The sequence below is a fragment of the Oceanibaculum pacificum genome (genome assembly GCF_001618175.1).
GTDB classification, from domain to species: Bacteria; Pseudomonadota; Alphaproteobacteria; order Oceanibaculales; family Oceanibaculaceae; genus Oceanibaculum; species Oceanibaculum pacificum.
This window is the reverse complement of record NZ_LPXN01000146.1, coordinates 1-18,493: the sequence shown is the minus strand read 5'-3', so window position 1 is coordinate 18,493 and position 18,493 is coordinate 1. Positions and strand designations below refer to the sequence as shown.

Annotated in this window: 19 protein-coding genes; 5 read left to right on the top strand and 14 right to left on the bottom strand. The window is 65.4% G+C overall.

All coding sequences use genetic code 11. From position 1 onward, the window contains the following. The 3 genes from fliF to fliI all read right to left on the bottom strand — a co-directional run. The coding region (fliF, locus tag AUP43_RS15485) for a flagellar basal-body MS-ring/collar protein FliF (protein WP_067559107.1) at positions 1–1,399 on the bottom strand (1,399 nt) is incomplete at its 3' end. A 420-nt stretch (positions 1,400–1,819) separates the two neighbouring features. Further along, positions 1,820–2,239, bottom strand: a complete 420-nt coding sequence (locus tag AUP43_RS15480; protein WP_067559104.1) for a flagellar export protein FliJ — start codon at positions 2,237–2,239, stop codon at positions 1,820–1,822. Between the two features lie 4 nt (positions 2,240–2,243). After that, complete coding sequence (fliI, locus tag AUP43_RS15475; RefSeq protein ID WP_067559102.1) at positions 2,244–3,572, bottom strand: flagellar protein export ATPase FliI; 1,329 nt, start codon at positions 3,570–3,572, stop codon at positions 2,244–2,246. A 180-nt stretch (positions 3,573–3,752) separates the two neighbouring features. On the opposite strand from fliI, the gene ctrA reads away from it, so the two are divergent. Then, on the top strand, positions 3,753–4,466 hold the full coding sequence (ctrA, locus tag AUP43_RS15470; protein ID WP_067559112.1) for a response regulator transcription factor CtrA: 714 nt from the start codon (positions 3,753–3,755) through the stop codon (positions 4,464–4,466). Positions 4,467–4,501: 35 nt separating this feature from the next. On the opposite strand, the gene AUP43_RS15465 is transcribed toward ctrA, so the two are convergent. The 4 genes from AUP43_RS15465 to AUP43_RS15450 form a co-directional block, all read right to left on the bottom strand. Further along, positions 4,502–4,828: a 2Fe-2S iron-sulfur cluster-binding protein gene (locus tag AUP43_RS15465; protein ID WP_067559100.1), complete on the bottom strand. Its 327-nt coding sequence runs from the start codon at positions 4,826–4,828 to the stop codon at positions 4,502–4,504. Beyond that, positions 4,825–6,522: an FAD-binding protein gene (locus AUP43_RS15460; protein WP_067559097.1), complete on the bottom strand. Its 1,698-nt coding sequence runs from the start codon at positions 6,520–6,522 to the stop codon at positions 4,825–4,827. The genes AUP43_RS15465 and AUP43_RS15460 overlap by 4 nt, the downstream gene beginning before the upstream one ends. Positions 6,523–6,589: 67 nt before the next feature. After that, positions 6,590–7,117 carry a PAS domain-containing protein gene (locus tag AUP43_RS15455; protein ID WP_067559094.1) on the bottom strand — a complete coding sequence of 176 codons (528 nt, stop codon included), beginning with the start codon at positions 7,115–7,117 and terminating at the stop codon, positions 6,590–6,592. A gap of 59 nt (positions 7,118–7,176) precedes the next feature. Next, entirely contained in the window at positions 7,177–7,626 is a 450-nt protein-coding gene (locus AUP43_RS15450) for a GNAT family N-acetyltransferase (protein ID WP_067559091.1), read from the bottom strand. Between the two features lie 392 nt (positions 7,627–8,018). Between AUP43_RS15450 and AUP43_RS15445 the strand changes: the two genes are divergently transcribed. Then, positions 8,019–8,990, top strand: coding sequence for a helix-turn-helix transcriptional regulator (locus AUP43_RS15445; protein WP_067559090.1), 972 nt, complete (start codon positions 8,019–8,021; stop codon positions 8,988–8,990). Here the strand turns inward: AUP43_RS15445 and AUP43_RS15440 are convergent. Next, positions 8,987–9,679 carry an endonuclease/exonuclease/phosphatase family protein gene (locus AUP43_RS15440; RefSeq protein WP_067559089.1) on the bottom strand — a complete coding sequence of 231 codons (693 nt, stop codon included), beginning with the start codon at positions 9,677–9,679 and terminating at the stop codon, positions 8,987–8,989. The genes AUP43_RS15445 and AUP43_RS15440 overlap by 4 nt on opposite strands. Before the next feature lie 144 nt (positions 9,680–9,823). Here AUP43_RS15440 and AUP43_RS15435 point away from each other — a divergent pair, with 144 nt between their 5' ends. Beyond that, positions 9,824–10,192 carry a PRC-barrel domain-containing protein gene (locus AUP43_RS15435; protein WP_067559087.1) on the top strand — a complete coding sequence of 123 codons (369 nt, stop codon included), beginning with the start codon at positions 9,824–9,826 and terminating at the stop codon, positions 10,190–10,192. A gap of 56 nt (positions 10,193–10,248) precedes the next feature. On the opposite strand, the gene AUP43_RS15430 is transcribed toward AUP43_RS15435, so the two are convergent. The 5 genes from AUP43_RS15430 to AUP43_RS15410 all read right to left on the bottom strand — a co-directional run bounded on the left by AUP43_RS15430 (position 10,249) and on the right by AUP43_RS15410 (position 14,164). Continuing rightward, on the bottom strand, positions 10,249–10,671 hold the full coding sequence (locus tag AUP43_RS15430) for a VOC family protein (protein ID WP_067559084.1): 423 nt from the start codon (positions 10,669–10,671) through the stop codon (positions 10,249–10,251). Next, entirely contained in the window at positions 10,664–10,912 is a 249-nt protein-coding gene (locus AUP43_RS15425; protein WP_067559082.1) for a hypothetical protein, read from the bottom strand. The genes AUP43_RS15430 and AUP43_RS15425 overlap by 8 nt, the downstream gene beginning before the upstream one ends. 62 nt (positions 10,913–10,974) lie before the next feature. Continuing rightward, positions 10,975–11,466: a PRC-barrel domain-containing protein gene (locus AUP43_RS15420; RefSeq protein ID WP_198154933.1), complete on the bottom strand. Its 492-nt coding sequence runs from the start codon at positions 11,464–11,466 to the stop codon at positions 10,975–10,977. Between the two features lie 113 nt (positions 11,467–11,579). Further along, positions 11,580–12,521: an ABC transporter permease gene (locus AUP43_RS15415; protein WP_067559079.1), complete on the bottom strand. Its 942-nt coding sequence runs from the start codon at positions 12,519–12,521 to the stop codon at positions 11,580–11,582. 71 nt (positions 12,522–12,592) lie between these two features. After that, a complete protein-coding gene (locus tag AUP43_RS15410) occupies positions 12,593–14,164 on the bottom strand; it encodes an ABC transporter substrate-binding protein (protein ID WP_067559076.1) in 1,572 nt (523 codons plus the stop codon). Positions 14,165–14,380: 216 nt separating this feature from the next. On the opposite strand from AUP43_RS15410, the gene AUP43_RS15405 reads away from it, so the two are divergent. Further along, complete coding sequence (locus tag AUP43_RS15405; RefSeq protein ID WP_067559073.1) at positions 14,381–15,913, top strand: M81 family metallopeptidase; 1,533 nt, start codon at positions 14,381–14,383, stop codon at positions 15,911–15,913. A gap of 16 nt (positions 15,914–15,929) precedes the next feature. Continuing rightward, the gene (locus AUP43_RS15400; RefSeq protein ID WP_067559070.1) at positions 15,930–17,399 is read left to right on the top strand and encodes a M81 family metallopeptidase; all 1,470 of its coding nucleotides are present in this window, start codon (positions 15,930–15,932) and stop codon (positions 17,397–17,399) included. Between the two features lie 19 nt (positions 17,400–17,418). On the opposite strand, the gene AUP43_RS15395 is transcribed toward AUP43_RS15400, so the two are convergent. Beyond that, on the bottom strand, positions 17,419–18,393 hold the full coding sequence (locus AUP43_RS15395) for a KpsF/GutQ family sugar-phosphate isomerase (protein ID WP_067559068.1): 975 nt from the start codon (positions 18,391–18,393) through the stop codon (positions 17,419–17,421). Positions 18,394–18,493: the final 100 nt, after the last annotated feature.

The following is an 18,493-nucleotide window of genomic DNA, read 5'->3' as shown; positions in this document are numbered from 1 at the left end:
CGGCGGCCGGCAGCGATTCGAACAGGCGGGTCAGCACCGGACGCACCACCAGCAGGATCACCAGCAGGCCGACCACCGCCAGCACGATGATCTCGGCCAGTTGCAGGAAGTCGTTCTTGGACAGGCCGAACAGGGTGGAATCCGCCCCCATGCCGATATCGTCGAGCGGGGCGAACTGCATGTTCACCACCTCGATCGCATCGCCGCGATTGGCGTTGAAGCCGATGGCCGTGCGCACCAGCGCCTCGATCTGCTGCAACTGCTGTTCGTTGCGCGGCTCATAGACCGGCGTGCCGCCCTCGCCCCGGGTATAGACGCCATCGACCAGCACCGCGACGGTCAGCCGGCGCACGCCGCCGGTCTCGCGCGTGGTGTTGCTTACAATGCGGGTGATCTCGTAATTCACCGTCTCCTCGGTGCGCGCGGTCTGGCTCTGCGAGCCGCCGCCATTGCCGCCAGCCTGCTGGCCGTCCGGCAAGTTGGTCTCCACCGTGACCGCCTGGTCGGCGAGGCTTTCGTTCGACCGGCTGTTCTCGTCGACATTCTGCGTCGACCGCACGACCTGGCCGTTCGGGTCATATTCCTCGCGGCTGATCTGCACCCGGTCGAAATCGAGATCGGCATTCACCTCGGCGCGCACCTTGCCGAAGCCGACCGTGCGCTCCAGCAGCGTCTCGATGGCCCGCGCCAGGCGGCTCTCATAGGCGATCCGGCGCTCCTCGGCATTGGCCGACAGGAATTCCGGGCTGTTCACATCGTCGGCGCCGCGCGCCAGCAGGCTGCCCTTATCGTCGATGATGGAAATTTTCTGCGGCGTCAGATCGGGCACGGCGGCGGCGACCAGATACTGGATCGCCTTGATCTGCTCGCGGTCGAGCCGCTGCGCGCCCTGCATGCGCAGCGCGATGGAGGCGCTGGGCTGCTGGCGTTCGCGGCTGAACAGCTCGCGGCGCGGCAGCACCAGATGCACGCGCGCCGAGCGGATGCCCTTGATCGAGCCGATGGTGCGCGCCAGCTCGCCTTCCAGCGCGCGGAGCTGGTTGATGTTCAGCACGAAATTGGTGGTGCCGAAACCATCCGACTTGTCGAATATCTCGTACCCCAGATTGCCTTCCGACGGCAGGCCGGCCTGCGCCAGCGACATGCGCAGGCGGGTTACCTGGTCGGCCGGCACATAAATCTCGTTGCCGGTCTGCCCGCGCAGCTCATAAGGCGCGCCGACCTGGCTCAGATGGCCGACGACCTCCTTCGAATCCGCCGGATCGAGATTGGAATAGAGCAGCTGCATGCTGGGTGAGGCCAGCCGGCTGGTCAGGAAGAACAGGAAGGCGATAAGTGCCACCGCCACGCCGCCCAGCACCGCAAGCCGCACGGCGCCGAGATTCCGGAAGAACTGCATAACTGGGTTCACGTTCGCCCACCCCCGCCACTATCGGCGCTGGATCGTTCCGCCCTATTGGCGCCTTCTGGCGCCCGGCCGCCGGTCCCGCCGGCCTTGGTCGCCCGTTTCCGGGCCGCCCATTCTGGGCGCCGGGGTCGGAAGCCCCGCTCACTGGCGTTCTGGATTATCGCCATGGACCGAAAGTCGCTCGGCCCGCCTTAATCAATCGCAATTTAGATAAAATTTTACCTTAAATGAAGCGACTGAATGGCTCTCAACCCAAACCAATGACGATCTTAGCCTGACTGTTGCAACTAGGCAACTTTTGCCTATGGAAGGTATAACAGATGAATCAATGAGAGAACAATACTTTATGAGGCGTTGTTTGCTTCTTATATGAATTTAAGCCAAAAATGCCTTAGTTGTGCTTTTGCCGCCCTAACGCTCCTGTTTGCGCCGATGCATGGCCAATCCCATCTCATCCAGCAGCGCCTGCTCGACGCGATTCGCCTCCTCCAGCGCCTGCTTTTCCCGATTTGCCTTGGTGATTTCGTATTTCTTCAACTCGGCGAAAGCCTCGGTGACGCGCTCCAGCGCCGCCAGCGCCTCCTGCTCAAGCTGAGCGATGCGGGCCTCGATGAGGAGGCGGCGCTGCTTGGCCGCCTGCACATAGGCGCCGTAGGTCAGCCCGCTTTCATAGACCTCGGTGGCTTGGCGCTTTTCCGCCACCATCTCCTCCTCCAGCCGGCGCAGATCGTCGCGCGCTCGCTCCAGCCGGTCCTGGGCCTGGGCCAGCGCCCGGCGCTTCTCGTCAAGCTGGTGCGTATGCAGCCGGATCAGCGTCGCCAGCGCCTTCATGGCCTCACGCGCCGTTGCCTAGAATGGCGGCGAGCCGGTCATAGCCCTCCTGCAGATCGGCGCGCTCGTCGCTGCCCTGGCGCAGGAACTGCTCCAGCGGCTCGCGATAGCGGATCGCCTCGTCGACGCCGGGGTCGGTGCCGATGCGATAAGCGCCCAGGCGAATCATCTCCGACATATCCTCATAGGCCGACATCAGCCGCCGCGCCTTATAGAGAAGTTGGTTCTCCTGCGGGCTGTTGCAGTTCGGCAGGGCGCGCGAGACGCTGCGCAGTATATTGATGGCGGGGTAGCGCCCGCGCTCGGCGATCTGGCGCTCCAGCACGATATGCCCGTCCAGAATGCCGCGCACCGCGTCGGCGATGGGCTCATTATGATCGTCGCCCTCGACCAGCACGGTGAACAGGCCGGTGATATTGCCCTCCCCCATGCCCGGCCCGGCGCGCTCCAGCAGGCGCGGCAGTTCGGCGAAGACGGTCGGCGTGTAGCCCTTGGAGGCCGGCGGCTCGCCGGTCGACAGGCCGATCTCGCGCTGCGCCATGGCAAAGCGGGTGATGGAATCGATCATGCACAGCACGTCGCGGTCCAGGTCGCGGAAATATTCCGCGATGGAGAGCGTGATCTGCGCCGCCTGCCGACGCATCAGCGGCGATTCGTCCGAGGTGGCCACCACCACCACGGACCGCGCGAGCCCTTCCGGCCCCAGCTGCTCATGGATGAATTCGCGCACCTCGCGGCCCCGTTCGCCGACCAGGCCGATCACGTTCACGTCGGCCTGGGTGAAGCGCGCCATCATCGACATCAGGATCGACTTGCCGACACCCGAGCCGGCGAAGATGCCCATGCGCTGGCCCCGGCAGGTCGACAGGAAGGTGTTGATCGCCCGCACGCCCAGATCGATCTTGCCGCCCATCGGCTGGCGCGAATGCGCCGGCGGCGGCCGGTTGCGCAACGGCACGGCGACCGGCCCCTGGGGCAGCGGGCCCTTGCCGTCCACCGGCTCGCCCAGCGCGTTCACCACGCGGCCGAGCCAGCCTTCATGCGGATGGATCACCGGCTCGGAATCCTCGACCTCCGCCTTGCAGCCGATGCCGATGCCGTCCAACGTGCCGAACGGCATGACCAGCGCGCGCTCGGCCCGGAAGCCGACCACCTCGCACGGCACGCGGCGGCTCTGGCGGGTGACCAGCTGGCAGCGATCGCCGATCGACAGCGAGCGATGCGCGCCGCCGACCTCGACCATCATGCCCAGCACGGCCGAGACGCTGCCGAAGACCGTATGGCTGGGCAGCCTCTCCAGCTCCTCGCGCAAATGCCGCAGCGGCGATTCCAACCTGTTCTCCCCCTAGAGCGAATATTTTCATGATGCGGCCTAGCGCCCCTTCCGATCCAGCGACTTTTTTGGTTAACTTAACGGGGTAGGAATATCGTTAACTCTATTTTTAGTATTTCCGTGTTAACCAAGGTTAACGGTGGGTGTTGGATTGCCCCCGTGACGAAGGAGGCCCTGGAAATGCGCGTGTTACTGGTCGAAGACGACGAGAATTTAGCCCGCAGCATCGAGATGATGCTGAAATCCGCCGGTTATGTCGTCGATCTCACCGAGTTGGGTGAGGACGGTCTGGAGATCGGCAAGCTCTACGACTATGACATCATCATCCTGGACCTGATGCTGCCCGATATGGACGGCTACGAAGTGCTGCGCCGGCTGCGCCAGGCGAAGGTGGAAACGCCGATCCTGATCCTCTCCGGCCTGGCCGAGATGGACCACAAGGTGAAGGGGCTGGGCTTCGGGGCCGACGACTACCTGACCAAGCCGTTCGACAAGCGCGAGCTGGTGGCCCGCATCAACGCCATCGTGCGCCGCTCCAAGGGCCATGCCCATTCGGTCATCAAGACCGGCCGCATGGTGGTCGATCTGGACGCCCATTCGGTCGAGGTGAACAATCAGCCGGTGCATCTGACCGCCAAGGAATATGGCATCCTGGAATTGCTGTCGCTGCGCAAGGGCACGACGCTGACCAAGGAGATGTTCCTGAACCATCTCTATGGCGGCATGGACGAGCCGGAGCTGAAGATCATCGACGTGTTCGTCTGCAAGCTGCGCAAGAAGCTCTCGACCGCGCTGCACGGCGACAATTACATCGAGACGGTCTGGGGCCGCGGCTATGTCCTGCGCGATCCGGAGGAAGCCCCGGTCGTGAAGGGCAAGGGCGCTGCCGCCTGATCGCTTGGAAACGGCTCCTTCAGGAGCCGTTTGCCTTACAGCCGCTCGTCGGGCGGGGCGATCTCAGTGACCAGGTCGCGGATCAATGCCTTGTTGCCCAGCGGTTCGATCCGCATCTCGCCATCGGTCAGACGTTCGGTGCAGGCGTAGATCACCTTGCCGTCCAGCAGCATCATGCATTCCTTGCAGGCGTTCGCGTTGATGCAGGAGAAGCGGAAGGCGAGGCTGGGGTCGCGATGGGCGCGGATCCAGCGCAATCCATCCAGCACCGATTGGCCAGGCTCGAACGGCACGTCATAGCGTTCGGCGTGCGCTTGGCCGGGCGCGCCGCGTTGCACGGTAAGGCGGGCGGTCTGGCTCACGAGGCGGCCTCCAGTTCGGGTTCGCGGATCACGGGGCGGCGTTCCAGCGTCAATTCGCCCGTGCCGGCCAGGCGGATCACCTGATTCACTTCCCATTCGGCATCCTGGCCGGGGAAATCCTCGCGCTGGTGCGCGCCCCGGCTCTCGGTGCGGGCGATGGCGGCCATCGTCACCGCCTCGGCGACCGTCAGCATGGTGCGCAGATCGTACCAGTCCAGCCGCTCGGCATCGTAGGCAGCGCCGGTGCCGAAGGGCGTGTCGCCCAGTTCGCCGCGCATCCGGCGCAGCGCGGCCAGCGCATGGGTCAGCTTTTCCTGCGTGCGGAACGGGCCGACATAATCCTGCATCAGATCCTGCAACGCGGCGATCAGCGCGGCGCTGTTCGGCGCGTCCGGCCGGCCCTTGGCCTGCAGCATCGCCAGCCCCTCGGCGGCATCCGCCGCGATGTCGCCGACAGCACCTGCCGCCTGGGCCCGCACGGCGGCGTTGCGCCCGGCGACGAAGCCGAAGGCCAGCGCCTCGGTGATGGCGTTGCCGGACAGCCGGTTGGCCCCGTTCGCCCCGCCGACCGCCTCGCCCGCGCAATAGAGGTTCGCCACCTCCGTCTCCATATCCGTGCCGACGCGCACGCCGCCCATATGGTAATGCGCAATGGGGGCGACCTCGATAGCGGTCTTCGTCAGGTCGATGCCGTTCTTCGCCAGCTTGTCGATGATCGGGCCGAACGCCTTGCGCAGCTCCGCCTCCGGCACATGCTCGAAGCTGAGATAGGCGCCGCCCGCCGGACTGCCGCGCCCCGCCTCGACCTCCTTGGTGATGGCATAGGTCGCCTGGTCGCGGGTGATCTGGTAGCGCCCGCCATCGGCCACGCCGTATTTCTGGGTGAATTCCTCGCGGTTGCCGTTCAGCAGCCGCCCGCCCAGCTTGTAGCGGAACGGGTCCCACATGATCGGGTCCATGCCGATCAGGCGCGGCGCCAGATGGCCGATCGGGAAGAACTGCACGAACTCCATGTCGATCAGGCTGGCCCCGGCGCGCAGCGCCAGCGCATAGCCGTCGCCGCCCATGTTCAGCGAGGCGCTGTTGCGCCGGTACAGCCGGGTCAACCCGCCGGTGGCGATGACGACCGAGGGTGCGGCGACCAGCACCGGCTCCCCGGTGTGCAGATGCACCGCCAATACGCCGACCGCCGCACCGTCGCGCAGCACGATATCCAGCGCGTAGAGATCGCCCACCCGGCGGATCAAATCATGGCGGATCACCTGCGTGCGCAGCGTCTTGGAGACGGCGGGCCCGGTATTCAGGAAATCGACATAGACGCAGCGGGGGCGGTCGTGGCCGGGGGCTTGCACCTGCTTCAGATGCCCGTCCTCGGCGGCCCAGCCGACCTTCCATTCCTGCAATTTGCGGATAGCGGCGACGCCTTCCTCGCACAGTAGCCGGGCCAGCCGCTCGTCACACAGGCCGCGGCCGGCGGCCAGAGTGTCCTTCAGATGGTGGGTCCAGTGATCCTCGGTCTGCTCACCGACGGCGGCGGCGACCGTCATCTGCGCCATCACGGTGGCCCCGCCGCGCCCGATCAGGCTGCGATCCAGCAGGATGGAGCGGCTGCCCGCTTCCGAGGCGGCGATGGCGGCGGCCATGCCGGCCCCACCCGCGCCGATTATGGCGACATCGGTCTCCAGATGGATCATGCGGCGCCTCCGTTTGTATGCACGCCCATCTTGTCGGGAAAAGATAGGAGGTACAACCTCCTATTCTTCAATAGCGCAAGCGTCCATCCAGGCCGAAGACGACGCCGATACCGATCAGTATATCGGCACGCTCACACCCCAGGCCGACCGGCAGGAGAATGCGCTGATAAGGTATGCGCACCCCTTCGGGCCGCCAGTTCATCCAGCCGGTGCGCAGGACCGGTCGGCCATGCGCCAGGCTGTCGGCGAAATCCTGGTAGACCGCACCGCCTTCGCCATCGCGCGGGATCAAGTCGGTGGCGCGCAGGCCGGTCACTTCCCGGCCGTAAAGCTGGCTATACAGCTCGCCCGCCAGGCGAACCTGATAGTCGTCCTCGGCCTCCAGCCGCTCCAGGATGAAAGTGGCGGGCAGCGCATCTCGCGGAAAATCCAGCGGGTCGATGGCCTCGCGCAGCGGCCAGGCGCGCGCGCCGCATTTGCCGCGCCAGTAATTATATGCCCAATGCAGGCGGGAATGCACATTCGCCGGCAAGGCGCCATCCACCAGCCAGGCTGCCGTGCCGCCATCCACTATCGATGCCGCTTCCTGCGCCATTCGCGTTCCCCCCGCCAGCCTTAACCATGCTGCGTCGCCGGGGCGGCGGCAAGGGGCCGTCAGGCATAGCCGATAGGAATTGTGTATTTAACCATGTCGGATGGGCCGGCCACCTTGTCGTAGAGCAGCCTGGCATCATGGTTATGCGCGTGGGTGTGCCAATAGACGCGAAACCAGCCCGCGCGCCGGGCCTCGGCCACCAGCGCCTCGATCAGCGCCCGGCCGGTGCCCTTGCCGCGCTGGTCGGCCTGGACATAGAGATCTTCCAGATAGGCCAGCGTCTGCAGGCTCCAGGTATTGGGGTGCAGCACGTAATGCATCAGCCCGACCGGCTGCCCACCCGGCTCCACAGCCAGCATGCCGCCGATCGGCTGGGCCGGATCCAGGATGCGGGCGAAGGTGCCGTCGCTCACCGCCGGCGGCACGGTTTCCTGGTAGAAATCGCAATAGGCGTCCCACAGGCGCTGCCAGGCGGCCCGGTCGGCCGCGGCGATTGGGCGGATGATCATGCGGCTCCCCTCTGTCCGAACGCGCCGGCAGGGTAGGAGCGAAGCGGCGGAAGGGTCAACGGCGCGTGAGAGCGGATGACCGCGCAATGAAAGACCCCGATCGCAGGTGAACCTGGATCGGGGCAAGGTGGATACGTTGAAGAGTGCCACCACAACCACATCGCAAGGCAGAGGGCCGAAGCCATCCAGCCAATTTCACAGCCATACAGTTTAGCTGCAAAAAATGCAGTTTGTTGACACGATCCGGAAAATACAGGCGCAACGACGGGGAATCAACCTTTCCCGTGAGATTGTTAAAGAAAGTCTGATCCTTGCGTCCGCCCGGCCTTGCGCTTATGGAGGAAGCAGCCGGTCGGCAATCCTCGCTGCCGCCGGCCTTGGAGGGTTTGTCTTTGGCGGAAAAAACCAAGCTGCGGTCGACCGCCCCTGTGCCGGTGACCAATGCCCCCGTGACGGCGCTTGCGGACCAGGACGCGCTGATGACGGTGCCCGAGGTGGCACGCTTCCTCAGGGTCCAGAATCGCACGGTGTACGATCTGGTCCGCACCCAGCGCATCCCGTTCTGCCGCATCGGCGGCAAGCTTCTGTTTCCGCGCCCGCTGATCCAGCGCTGGATCGTGGAGACCACGGATTATCCCGGCCATCAGCAGCTGTTCGACCTGCCGCAGGTAATCGCCGGCAGCCATGAGCCGCTGCTGGAGTGGGCGGTGCGGGAAAGCAATTCCTCGCTGGCCATCATCGTCGAGGGCAGCCTAGCCGGCATCAACCGCCTGGCCAGCGGCGGCGCGCTGGCCGCCGGCACGCATCTGGCCGATCCGGGTGCCGGCGACTACAACCTCTCCGCCGTGTTCCAGCAGGTGCCGGTGGGCGACATCGTGGTGATCGAATGGGCCTGGCGGCAACAGGGCATGATCGTCGCGCCGGACAATCCGCTGGGGCTGGCCAGCGTAACCGACATCAAGCAGCAGCAGGCGCGCATCGCCATGCGCCAGGCCGGCAGCGGCAGTAATGCGCTGCTGGAGATGATGCTGGCCGATGCCGATATCGACCCGGCCGAGTTGAACGCCCTGCCGCATGCCGAGCGCACGCAGTACGATCTGGGGGCCTGCATCGCCGATGGCCGGGCCGATGTCGGCATTGGCATCGAAGCCGTGGCGCGGCGCTTCCGGCTGGGCTTCGTGCCGCTGCGGCGCGAGCGGTTCGACCTGGTGGTGCAGCGCTGGGCCTATTTCGAGCCGCCGCTGCAAGCACTGTTCGCCTTCACCCGAAGCCCGGATTTCGTCCGCCAGGCGGAGATGCTGGGTGGTTACGACGTCGGCGATTGCGGGCGGGTGATCTATAACCCCCGGCCGCTGCAATTTTAAGTCACCCTGCCGATCTCGCCGATGATCGGCAGATGGTCGGATGCCTTGCGCGCCGCCTTGTCGGTCCAACTGCGCAGCAACCGGGCCTCGCCGCCGCAATAGATGCGGTCCAGCTTCAAGGCCGGCGCCCAGGACGGAAAGGTGACATGGCTGGAATAGGAGGGCAGCGCGCGCATCAGCCCGCGCCGCACCGGGCCGTTCCAGATCCAGTCGTTGAAGTCGCCCAGCATCGTCGTCATCGGCTGGCCGGAGCTGCGCGCCAGCGCCCCCAGGATCGATGCCTGGCGATAGCGCTCCCACAGGCTGAGGCCAAGATGGGCGGCGACCAGGTGCAGCGGACCCAGCGGCGTGTCGATCACCGTCTCGATCGCCATGCGCGGCTCATAGCGCCAGATCGACAGATCGTGCAGCCGCGCCTCGGCCATCGGCCAGCGGCTGATCAGCATATGCCCGTATTCGCCACCCGGCGCGATCACCGTGCGCGCGGCGGCGGAATGATCGCCCAGCGCCTCGGCCAGCCGCTCGAAGGGCGATGAATCGCAGCGTCGGGAATCAACCTCCTGCAAGGCCACGATGTCCGGCTCGTGACGGCGCACCAGATCGATCACCCTTTGCAGGTCGAAGCGCCGGTCGGGACCGATGGCGCCGTGGATGTTCCAGGTCATGATGCGGATCGGGGCTTCGGTCATCGAACCTTTTCGGCTTTCTGGGCTATCGGAGGAATAGGCGGTGCATCCTTAGATAGGGGTGCGATCAACTCTTTGAAACCGTTGGAACAAACTATGTGGCTCGCGGTTTTAGGGGAACTGGTCCCGTAAAAGGAGTGAAATCCCATGGCTGACCTGAACACCAAAGAAACCCACCAGCTGATCGCCAGCGACAAGGTCGAGGGCACCTCTGTCCGCCGCCCCAATGGCGATAAGATCGGTTCCATCGAGCGCGTCATGATCGACAAGCGCAGCGGCCGCGTCGCCTATGCGGTGATGAGCTTCGGCGGCTTCTTGGGGATGGGCGAGGATCACTACGCCCTGCCCTGGGGCAAGCTGAGCTACAATGAATCGCTCGACGCCTATGAGATGGACGTCACGGAAGATCAGTTGCGCGGCTCGCCGGCCGGCGAGCGCGAACGGTTCGACTGGAACGACAGGCGCTGGGGCGAGCGCATGCATGATTACTACAAGGTGCCGCCTTACTGGATTTGATCCGGCGACGTCAACCAGGGAAGGGCGGCCTGCGGGCCGCCCTTTTTCGTGTGCCGTCAATAGGTGGTCCAGAGGCCGGGCGTGGCGACCTCCAGCAGATGGCCGTCGGGATCGCGGAAGAACAGGCTGCGGCCGCCGCGCGGCCAGCGCGCCCGCCCCTCGATGGCGATGCCGTGGGCCAGCAGATGCGCTTCCCAGCGGGACATATCCTCAAGCCCGATGGCGAAAGCGATATGCTGGCGGCCCCGGGCGTCATGGGGCGGGATGCTGCCATCCGGCAAATGCACCGTCTCCGTCGCCCCGCCCTGCGGGAACAGCAGCAATACGCTTCGAGCGCCCGCCTCGAAGGCGCACATGCGCTCATCCTCGTGCAGCAGGTCAAGCCCCAGGAGGCGCGCATAGAAATGCCGCGCGACCGGCAGGTCGGCGACATAAAGGGCGGTCTCCACAATGCCGGCCAACGGCGGCGCGTCAGGCACCCTCGATTATCCCGTTCCGGCCGCCCTCGGAGTGGACATGCCGTTCCGGCGGCACCTCGTCCGGCGTCTTGCGTTCCGGCGGCGGCACTATGGTTGGATCGGCGGGCGGAATTTCCGGGCGACGCTTCGGATCGTCCGGCGGCAGCTCCGGCGGGTGCTGCGGGGGCGGCATTTCCTGCGGGGCCTCACCGGGCGGCACGACAGGGCGCTCCGGCGGCACGGGGTACGGCGTGTTCCCCATGAGCCTGTCCTTTCGGGCGAAGACGGGGGAAGGGCCACCGGCCCCTCCCCCAGATGCGCTAATTACTGCTTCGGCGCGGCAGTCGGGCGCTCCTCGCGCTTATATTCCGGCGCCTGCTTCAGCTGGTCCTTGGTCTGGTTGACCGAGACCGTGTTCTCGGCGCGGTTCGCCTTCACGTCGCTCCAGTTCATGGCGACATGCTTGTCGCCCATGCCCAGGAAGCCGCCGACGGAAACCACGACATACTTCACCTGGCCGCTTTCATTGAGGACGACATCCTCGATTTCGCCGACATTCTCGTCATTGTTGTTGGTCACGTCGGCGCCGATCAGGCGGTCGGCGCTCCACTCGGTGCTGCCCAGGGCCGTCGGGGCCTTGCCGGACATGGTGGAGTTCGCGGCACTGCCGGGGGTTTTCTCGGTGGTGCCGGCGGGCGCGGTCATGGTGCCAGCGCCGCTACCCTGATTCTGGGTGGTGCCGGTGGTGGAAGACTGGGCAAAGGCAGCGCCGCCGGACAGCATGACGACGGTAAGGGCGGTCATGAGAGTGCGCATTGGTGTCGCTCCTTGGTTGAGGCCGTTCGGCCTTCGGATCCTGGGACGCAGCGTCTCCGCCATGCGTCCATCGGACCGAACCAACAAGGAGGCGGGAGGAATGTTCCCCTTCGTCAGTATCTTATGCGCGGATCGAGAAAAGCGTAGGACAGGTCGATCATCAGATTGATCAGCACCTTGGTGGCGGCGAACACCAGGATCAGCCCTTGCACGATGGGGTAATCGCGCTTCAGCACGGCATCCACCGTCAGCCGGCCCAAGCCGGGAATATTGAACACCGTCTCGGTAATGACGACGCCGCTGATCAGCAGCGCGATGCCGATGCCGATCACGGTGACAATGGGCACGGCGGCGTTTTTCAGCGCATGCAGCAGCAGCACCCGCTTGGTTGCCAGCCCCTTGGAATTGGCGGTGCGGATATAATCCTGCGACAGCACGTCGAGCATCGAGGCGCGGGTGATGCGGGCGATCAGCGCCATGTAGGTGGTGCCCAACGCGACGGCCGGCAGGATCAGGCTTCTGATGCACGGCCACAACCCGTTATCCAGCGAGGTGTAGCCCTGCACCGGCAGCCAGCGGAGCTGGATGGAGAAAATGTAGATCAGCACATAGCCGGCCAGAAAGACCGGCACGGCGAAGCCAAGAACGGAAATCACCATGGCCAGCCGATCGATCCAGGTGCGCGCCTTCCAGGCGGCGCAGACGCCCAGCGGGATGGCCAGGGTGACGGCGACGATCAGCGTCGCCAGCATCAGCATCAGCGTCGGCTCCAGCCGCTGCGCGATCAGCGTGGTGACCGGCAGGTTGGAGAAGATCGACACGCCCAGATCGCCCTGCGCGATATTGCCCAGCCAGATGACGAACTGGGTCCAGATCGGCTGGTCGAGGCCGAGGCGCATGCGAATCGCCGCGATGTCGGCGGAGGTGGCATCGTCGCCGGCGATCAGCGCCGCCGGATCGCCCGGCGCCAGACGCAGCAACAAGAACACGAAGACGGCGACGACGGCCATCACCGGTATGGTGGCGAACAGGCGGCGAACGATATAGGCGGTCATTCCGGTTCCGGCTCAGTGTCGAAAAGAAAAGCCCGGCGGCATGGTGGGCCGCCGGGGCTGGATGGGCAAGATCAGTTCTTCTTTTCGATGCTCCAGAATACCGGCAGGCCGGTCACCGGCACGATGCCCGACAGCTTGTCGGAGCGGTAGGCCAGCGGCTGGGTCCACTGGCCGAAGCTGATATAGGGCACCAGCTCGATGGCCTTTGCCTGGATCTTCTTCGCCAGCGCCTTGCGTTCGTCCTCGGTCTTGGCGAAGGCGAATTCAGCACGCAGCTTGTCCATCTCCGGGTCGCAGGGCCAGCCGATATTGGCCTTGTCGCAGCCGGCGCCCAGCCAGGTGTTCAGCGCCGGATTCAGCGCCGACACGCCCGACGAGGTGGTGACGAACAGGTTCCAGCCGCCATCCTCCGGCTTTTCCTTCTTGGTGCGCCGGGCCACCACGGAGCTCCAGTCGATGGAGACCGCGTTGACGTTCAGTCCGGCTTCGCGCATCGCGGTCAGCAGCACCTGGGAGGCCGGGGTGATGGTGTGATGGTCGGTCGCCGCCAGCACGTAGATCGGCTCGTTCTTGTAACCGGCCGCCTTCATCTTCTCGGCCGCCAGCTTCAGATCGTACTTGCCGATGACGTCCTTGCCGGTTTCGTCGGCATAGGGCGTACCGCAGGTGATGTAGCTGTGGCAGACCTTGTAGTATTTCGGGTCGCCCACGATGGTCTGCAGGAAATCCTCCTGATTGACCAAATGGTACATCGCCTGGCGGATCGCCGGATTGTCGAACGGCGGGTGCAGGTGGTTCAGGCGGATGGTGCCCCAATGGCTATCCACCTTGCCGGTATTCATCACCGTGATGCCGGGCGTCGATTCCAGGATCGGGATGAAATCGGTGGAGGGCTGCTCCAGGAAATCGATCTCGCCGGCGATCAGCGCCTGCATCTTGGTCTGCGAATCGGCGATCCACAGCAGCTCGACCTTGTCGACCTTCACCACCTTGCCGCCGGACAGGCCCTCGGCCTTCTCCTTGCGCGGCACGTAATTCGGATTCTTGGCGTAGACCGTCTTGCTGCCGGGCACCCACTGGTCCTTCAGCATCATGAACGGGCCGGAACCGACGGCTTCCGTCACCTGGTTGTTGCCCTCGGTCTTGGCGTCCTTCTCGCGCATGATGACCGGGACCATGGTGCCGGTCTTGCCCAGCGAATCGAGCACCAGCCCATAAGGCTCGGACAGCACGATCTTGAAGGTCTTGGCGTCCACCTTCTCCAGCGCCGTCACATAGCCCATCATGGCGCGGCCGGCCTGGTCCTTGGCGCCCCAGCGCTGCAGCGAGGCGATGACGTCGTCGGTGGTGACCGGCGTGCCGTCATGCCATTTCAGCCCGTCGCGCAGGGTCATAGTGTAGAGCTTGCGGTCGTCGGAAATCGTGTAATCGCCGACCATCTGCGGATGCGGCACCAGATCGTCGTCGATGCCGAACAGCGTGTCATAGATCATGATGCCGTGAATGCCGGCGATGGTCTGCGTCGTCCAATGCGGATCAAGCGTGCGCACATCGGCGTGCATCGAGGCGCGCAGCACGGTTTCAGCCTGGGCCGGCGCGGCCAGAAACGCGCTGACCCCCATCAGGACGGCAGCCGTCCCCATCAGTAGGCTGCGAAGCGAAACACTATTGCCCATCCCTGTCCCCTTTTCGGCGGTTTGCTGTGAATTGTCTGCTCAACTGACTAATTTATAGTCTTCGCATATTTCTAAGTGCAATCTTTTAACCCTACCCTGCCATTCGTTTTTCCGCATTGCCGCCGGGGCGGATTGGCCCGACCCTATGCTTCGCCCGCCCGCCAGCAGAGAGAGACCAATCCTGTGAGCCCTGAAAATCCGCGCATCGCGATCCTCGGTTTCGCCATCGAGTGCAATCGTTTTTCTCCCGTTTCCACCGCCGCGGATTTTGCCCAGGACGTGGATATTTCCGGCGACCGGATTGTCGAGGAGGCGCGCTCGGCAAACGCGACGACGCTGCCCGACCTGCCCGGCTTCTTTGCGGAGATGGACCGCACCGGCCCTTGGACCCCGGTGCCGCTGCGCGTGGCGCTGGCGCAGCCGGGCGGCCCGGTGGACCAGGATTTCTTCAACGGATTCCTGGCCGATATCGAGGCCGGCCTGCAGCAGCACGGCCCGTTCGATGGCGTATTCGTCGGCGCGCACGGGGCGGCGCTGTCGACCGGCAGCGACGATCCCGACGGCGATTTGTTCGAGCTGATCCGCCGGGTTGTCGGGCCGGACGTGCCGGTGGCCGCCGTATTCGACCTGCACGCCAACATCTCGCGCCGCATGACCGACAACCTGTCGGTCTTCGTCGGCTATCTGCAGAACCCGCACACCGATATCCGCGAACGCGGGATCGAGGCGGCCCGCCATATGCGCGAGCTGCTGGCCGGGGCCAAGACCGCCATCGAGATGGTCAAGCTGCCGCTGGTGCCGCCCTCCATCGCGCTGCTGACCGCGCCGGGCAATCCCTATGGCGAGATCATCGCCTATGGCCAGACCAAGCTGGGCGGCGACATCATGAATGTCTCGGTGATGGCCGGCTTCGCCTTCTCCGACACGCCGAAAAACGGCTTTACCCCCGTGGTGACGGCGCGCAACGGCAATCGTGAAGCGGCCCGCGCCCTGGCGCTGGAGCTGGCGGAAAAGACCTGGGCAATGCGCCAGCGCTTCCGCAAGACGATGACGCCGCTGAAGAGCGCCGTGGCCCAGGCGGTGGCCGCCGGCAAGGGCGAACGCGCGCCGGTGCTGCTGGCCGACGTGGCCGACAATCCCGGCGGCGGCGGGCGCGGCAATACGGTCTATATTCTGCAAGCCCTGGTCGAGGCCGGGGCCGAAGGGGCGGTGCTGGGGGTGTTCTTCGATCCCGCCCTGGCCGAGGAATCGCACCGGCGCGGCGTCGGCCAGCGCTTCACCGCCAGCTTCAACCGCCGGGAGGAGACGGAATTCTCCGAGCCCTACACCGCCGAGGCCGAGGTGCTGGCGCTGGTCGATGGCCCCTTCGTCGGGCGGCGCGGCATGTATCAGGACATGGCCGGCGACCTCGGCCCCGCCGCCCTGCTGAAAATCGGCGGGGTCCAGGTGGTGGTGATCACCAACCGCCAGCAATGCCTGGAGCCGATGCAGCTTGAAATTCTGGGCGTCGATCTGTCCCAGGCGCGCTGCCTGGTGGTGAAGAGCCGCGGCCATTTCCGCGCCGGCTTCGACGAATTCTTCACCGGCGAGAATATCCTGGAGGTCGACTGTCCGGGCCTCACCTCGCCCTCGCTGCATAATTTCAACTGGACCCGCCTGCCCCGCCCCGTCTACCCGATGGATGAGCAGGCCGTCTGGTCATCCGAATCCGCCTGAAGGAGCCAGCCCAGCCATGCGTCTGTTTTCCGCCACGCTCGCCACCGAGACCAACACCTTCTCGCCGCTGCCGACCAGCCTGGAAGCCTTCAGGAAGAGCGTCTGGCTGCGCCCCGGCGAACATCCGGACGACGCGCCGCGCATGTGCACCGCGCCGCTGTTCGTGGCCCGCAACCGGGCCAAGGCGGAAGGCTACACGCTGATCGAGGGCAGCTGCTTCGCCGCCAGCCCGGCCGGCACGGTGAATCGCGACGCCTACGAGTTCATGCGCGACGAGATTCTCGATCAGCTCAAAGCCGCGATGCCGCTGGACGGCGTGCTGTTCGGCCTGCATGGCGCGATGGTCGCCTATGGCTATGACGATGTGGAGGGCGACATTCTGGAGCGTGCCCGCGCCATCGTCGGCCCGGAATGCGTGATCGGCGTGGAGCTGGACCCGCATTGCCACCTGACGCTGAAGCGCGTCTCCAATGCCGACATCGTCATCCTGTACAAGGAATTCCCGCATACCGACGTGCAGGACCGCGCGGAAGACCTGCTCGATCTGGTGCTGCGCACCATCCGGGGCGAGATCAAGCCGGTCATGTCGGTCTATGATTGCCGGCAGATCAGCAGCTACCCCACGACGCTGCCGCTGATGCGCGGCTTCGTTGGCCGCATGTTCGCGCTGGAAGGTAAGGACGGCATCCTGTCCGTGTCGGCGGCGCATTGCTTTCCCTATGCCGACGTGCCGGAGATGACAGGCCGCATGCTGGTGGTGGCCGACGGCGACAAGGCCAAGGCCGACGCGCTCGCCACCCGGCTGGGCGAGGAGTTCGTCTCCATGCGCGGCAAGACCATGCCGGAGTATCACAGCCCGGCCGAGGGCGTGAAGATCGGCATGGAATTCAACGACGCCCCGGTGGTGATCGCCGACCCGGCCGATAATGCCGGCGGCGGCGCGCCGTCCGACAACACCACCATCCTGCGCCAGTTGATCGAGAAGGACGCCCAGGACGCCGCCGTCGGCCCGATCTGGGATCCGGTGGCGGTTCGGCTGTGCTTCGATGCCGGGCTGGGCGCGCATTTTCCGCTGCGCTTCGGCGGCAAGATCGGCCCGGCCTCCGGCCAGCCGATCGACGCCAATGTGGAGGTGATCGGCCTAGCCCGCGATTGCTGGCAAAGCTTTGGGCCGACAAAGGTGCCGCTGGGCGATTGCGCGGCGGTGCGCATCGGCGGTGTGGAGGTGGTGCTGATCGACAACCGCACCCAGGCGCTGGGGCTGGAGCTGTTCACCAATCTGGGCATCGATCCGCTGGCGAAGAAAATCCTGGTGGTGAAATCGACCAACCATTTCATGGCCGCCTTCGGCCCGATTGCCAAGAAGGTGCTCTATATCGAATCCGACGCGCCCTTGAGCCGCACCTTCACGAAAATCCCCTTCACCAAGGTCAACCGCCCGGTCTGGCCACTGGACGAGACGACGAGTCCGGGATTGATTTTCTGAGCCTGCGAGGGCGCCAGCTTCACCCCACGCCGGCTTGCAGCAGGTCGTGGATGTGCACGAAGCCCAGCGGCTTGCCGGATTCGACGACGAACAGGCCGGTGATGCGGCGTTCGTTCATGATCGCCAGCGCCTCGGCGGCCAGCGCGTCGGGGCGGATGGTCCGCGGGGCGGCGGTCATCACCGTGCCGGCGGGCTGAGCCAGCAGGGTGGGCGCCATGTGGCGGCGCAAATCGCCATCGGTGATGATGCCGATCAGATTGCCCTCGGCATCGGCGACGCCGGCGCAGCCGGTGCCCATCTCGCTGATATCGAGCAGCACATCGGCCATCGGCCGGTCGCGATTGACCACCGGCACCCGGTCGATGGTGCGCATCAGCGCCTTCACCTTCATGAGCTGCCGGCCCAGCTTGCCGCCCGGATGGAACACCCGGAAATCGTCCGCCGTGAAGCCCTTGCGCTGCAGCAGCGTGACCGCCAGCGCGTCGCCCAACGCCAGCATCAGCGTGGTCGAGGTGGTGGGGGCCAGACCCATCGGGCAGGCCTCCGGGCAGTTTGGCAGAACCAGCGCGAAATCCGACGCCTCGGCCAGGCTGCTGCCGGCGCGCTCGGTCACGCCGACCAGCGGAATGCGGAAGCGCTTGGTATAGTGCAGGATGTCCGCCAGCTCCGAGGTATCGCCGGATTTCGAGAAGGCGATCACCGCATCTTCAGTCCCGATCATGCCGAGGTCGCCGTGGCTCGCCTCGCCCGGATGGATGTAATGCGCCGTCGTGCCGGTCGAAGCCAGGGTGGCGGCCAGCTTGCGGGCGACATGGCCCGACTTGCCCATGCCGGTGACGATCACCCGGCCCTTGATGCCGGCCAGCGTCTGTGCCGCGGCGGCGAAAACCTCCCCCAAAGGCCCGGCAAGCTGCGCGGAAAGCGTATTCAGCGCCTCCGCCTCGATGTCGATGACGCGGCGGGCATGGGCGATATCGTCGGTGGCGGTGGTCATGCGGGCACTCGAACGGTGGGAGGAAACAGGCCGCTTATATGCGCCTGTCGGCGACGGCAATCAACGGTGGGAGATGGCTGCCCTATGCTTCGAGACGCCG

Bases quoted from the DNA above. Each gene is read 5' to 3' on its own strand.
- AUP43_RS15480 (WP_067559104.1), bottom strand. From the start codon at position 2,239: ATGAAGGCGCTGGCGACGCTGATCCGGCTGCATACGCACCAGCTTGAC.
- ctrA (WP_067559112.1), top strand. From the start codon at position 3,753: ATGCGCGTGTTACTGGTCGAAGACGACGAGAATTTAGCCCGCAGCATC.
- AUP43_RS15460 (WP_067559097.1), bottom strand. From the start codon at position 6,522: ATGATCCATCTGGAGACCGATGTCGCCATAATCGGCGCGGGTGGGGCC.
- AUP43_RS15455 (WP_067559094.1), bottom strand. From the start codon at position 7,117: ATGGCGCAGGAAGCGGCATCGATAGTGGATGGCGGCACGGCAGCCTGG.
- AUP43_RS15450 (WP_067559091.1), bottom strand. From the start codon at position 7,626: ATGATCATCCGCCCAATCGCCGCGGCCGACCGGGCCGCCTGGCAGCGC.
- AUP43_RS15440 (WP_067559089.1), bottom strand. From the start codon at position 9,679: ATGACCGAAGCCCCGATCCGCATCATGACCTGGAACATCCACGGCGCC.
- AUP43_RS15435 (WP_067559087.1), top strand. From the start codon at position 9,824: ATGGCTGACCTGAACACCAAAGAAACCCACCAGCTGATCGCCAGCGAC.
- AUP43_RS15425 (WP_067559082.1), bottom strand. From the start codon at position 10,912: ATGGGGAACACGCCGTACCCCGTGCCGCCGGAGCGCCCTGTCGTGCCG.
- AUP43_RS15420 (WP_198154933.1), bottom strand. From the start codon at position 11,466: ATGCGCACTCTCATGACCGCCCTTACCGTCGTCATGCTGTCCGGCGGC.
- AUP43_RS15415 (WP_067559079.1), bottom strand. From the start codon at position 12,521: ATGACCGCCTATATCGTTCGCCGCCTGTTCGCCACCATACCGGTGATG.
- AUP43_RS15410 (WP_067559076.1), bottom strand. From the start codon at position 14,164: ATGGGGACGGCTGCCGTCCTGATGGGGGTCAGCGCGTTTCTGGCCGCG.
- AUP43_RS15400 (WP_067559070.1), top strand. From the start codon at position 15,930: ATGCGTCTGTTTTCCGCCACGCTCGCCACCGAGACCAACACCTTCTCG.
- AUP43_RS15395 (WP_067559068.1), bottom strand. From the start codon at position 18,393: ATGACCACCGCCACCGACGATATCGCCCATGCCCGCCGCGTCATCGAC.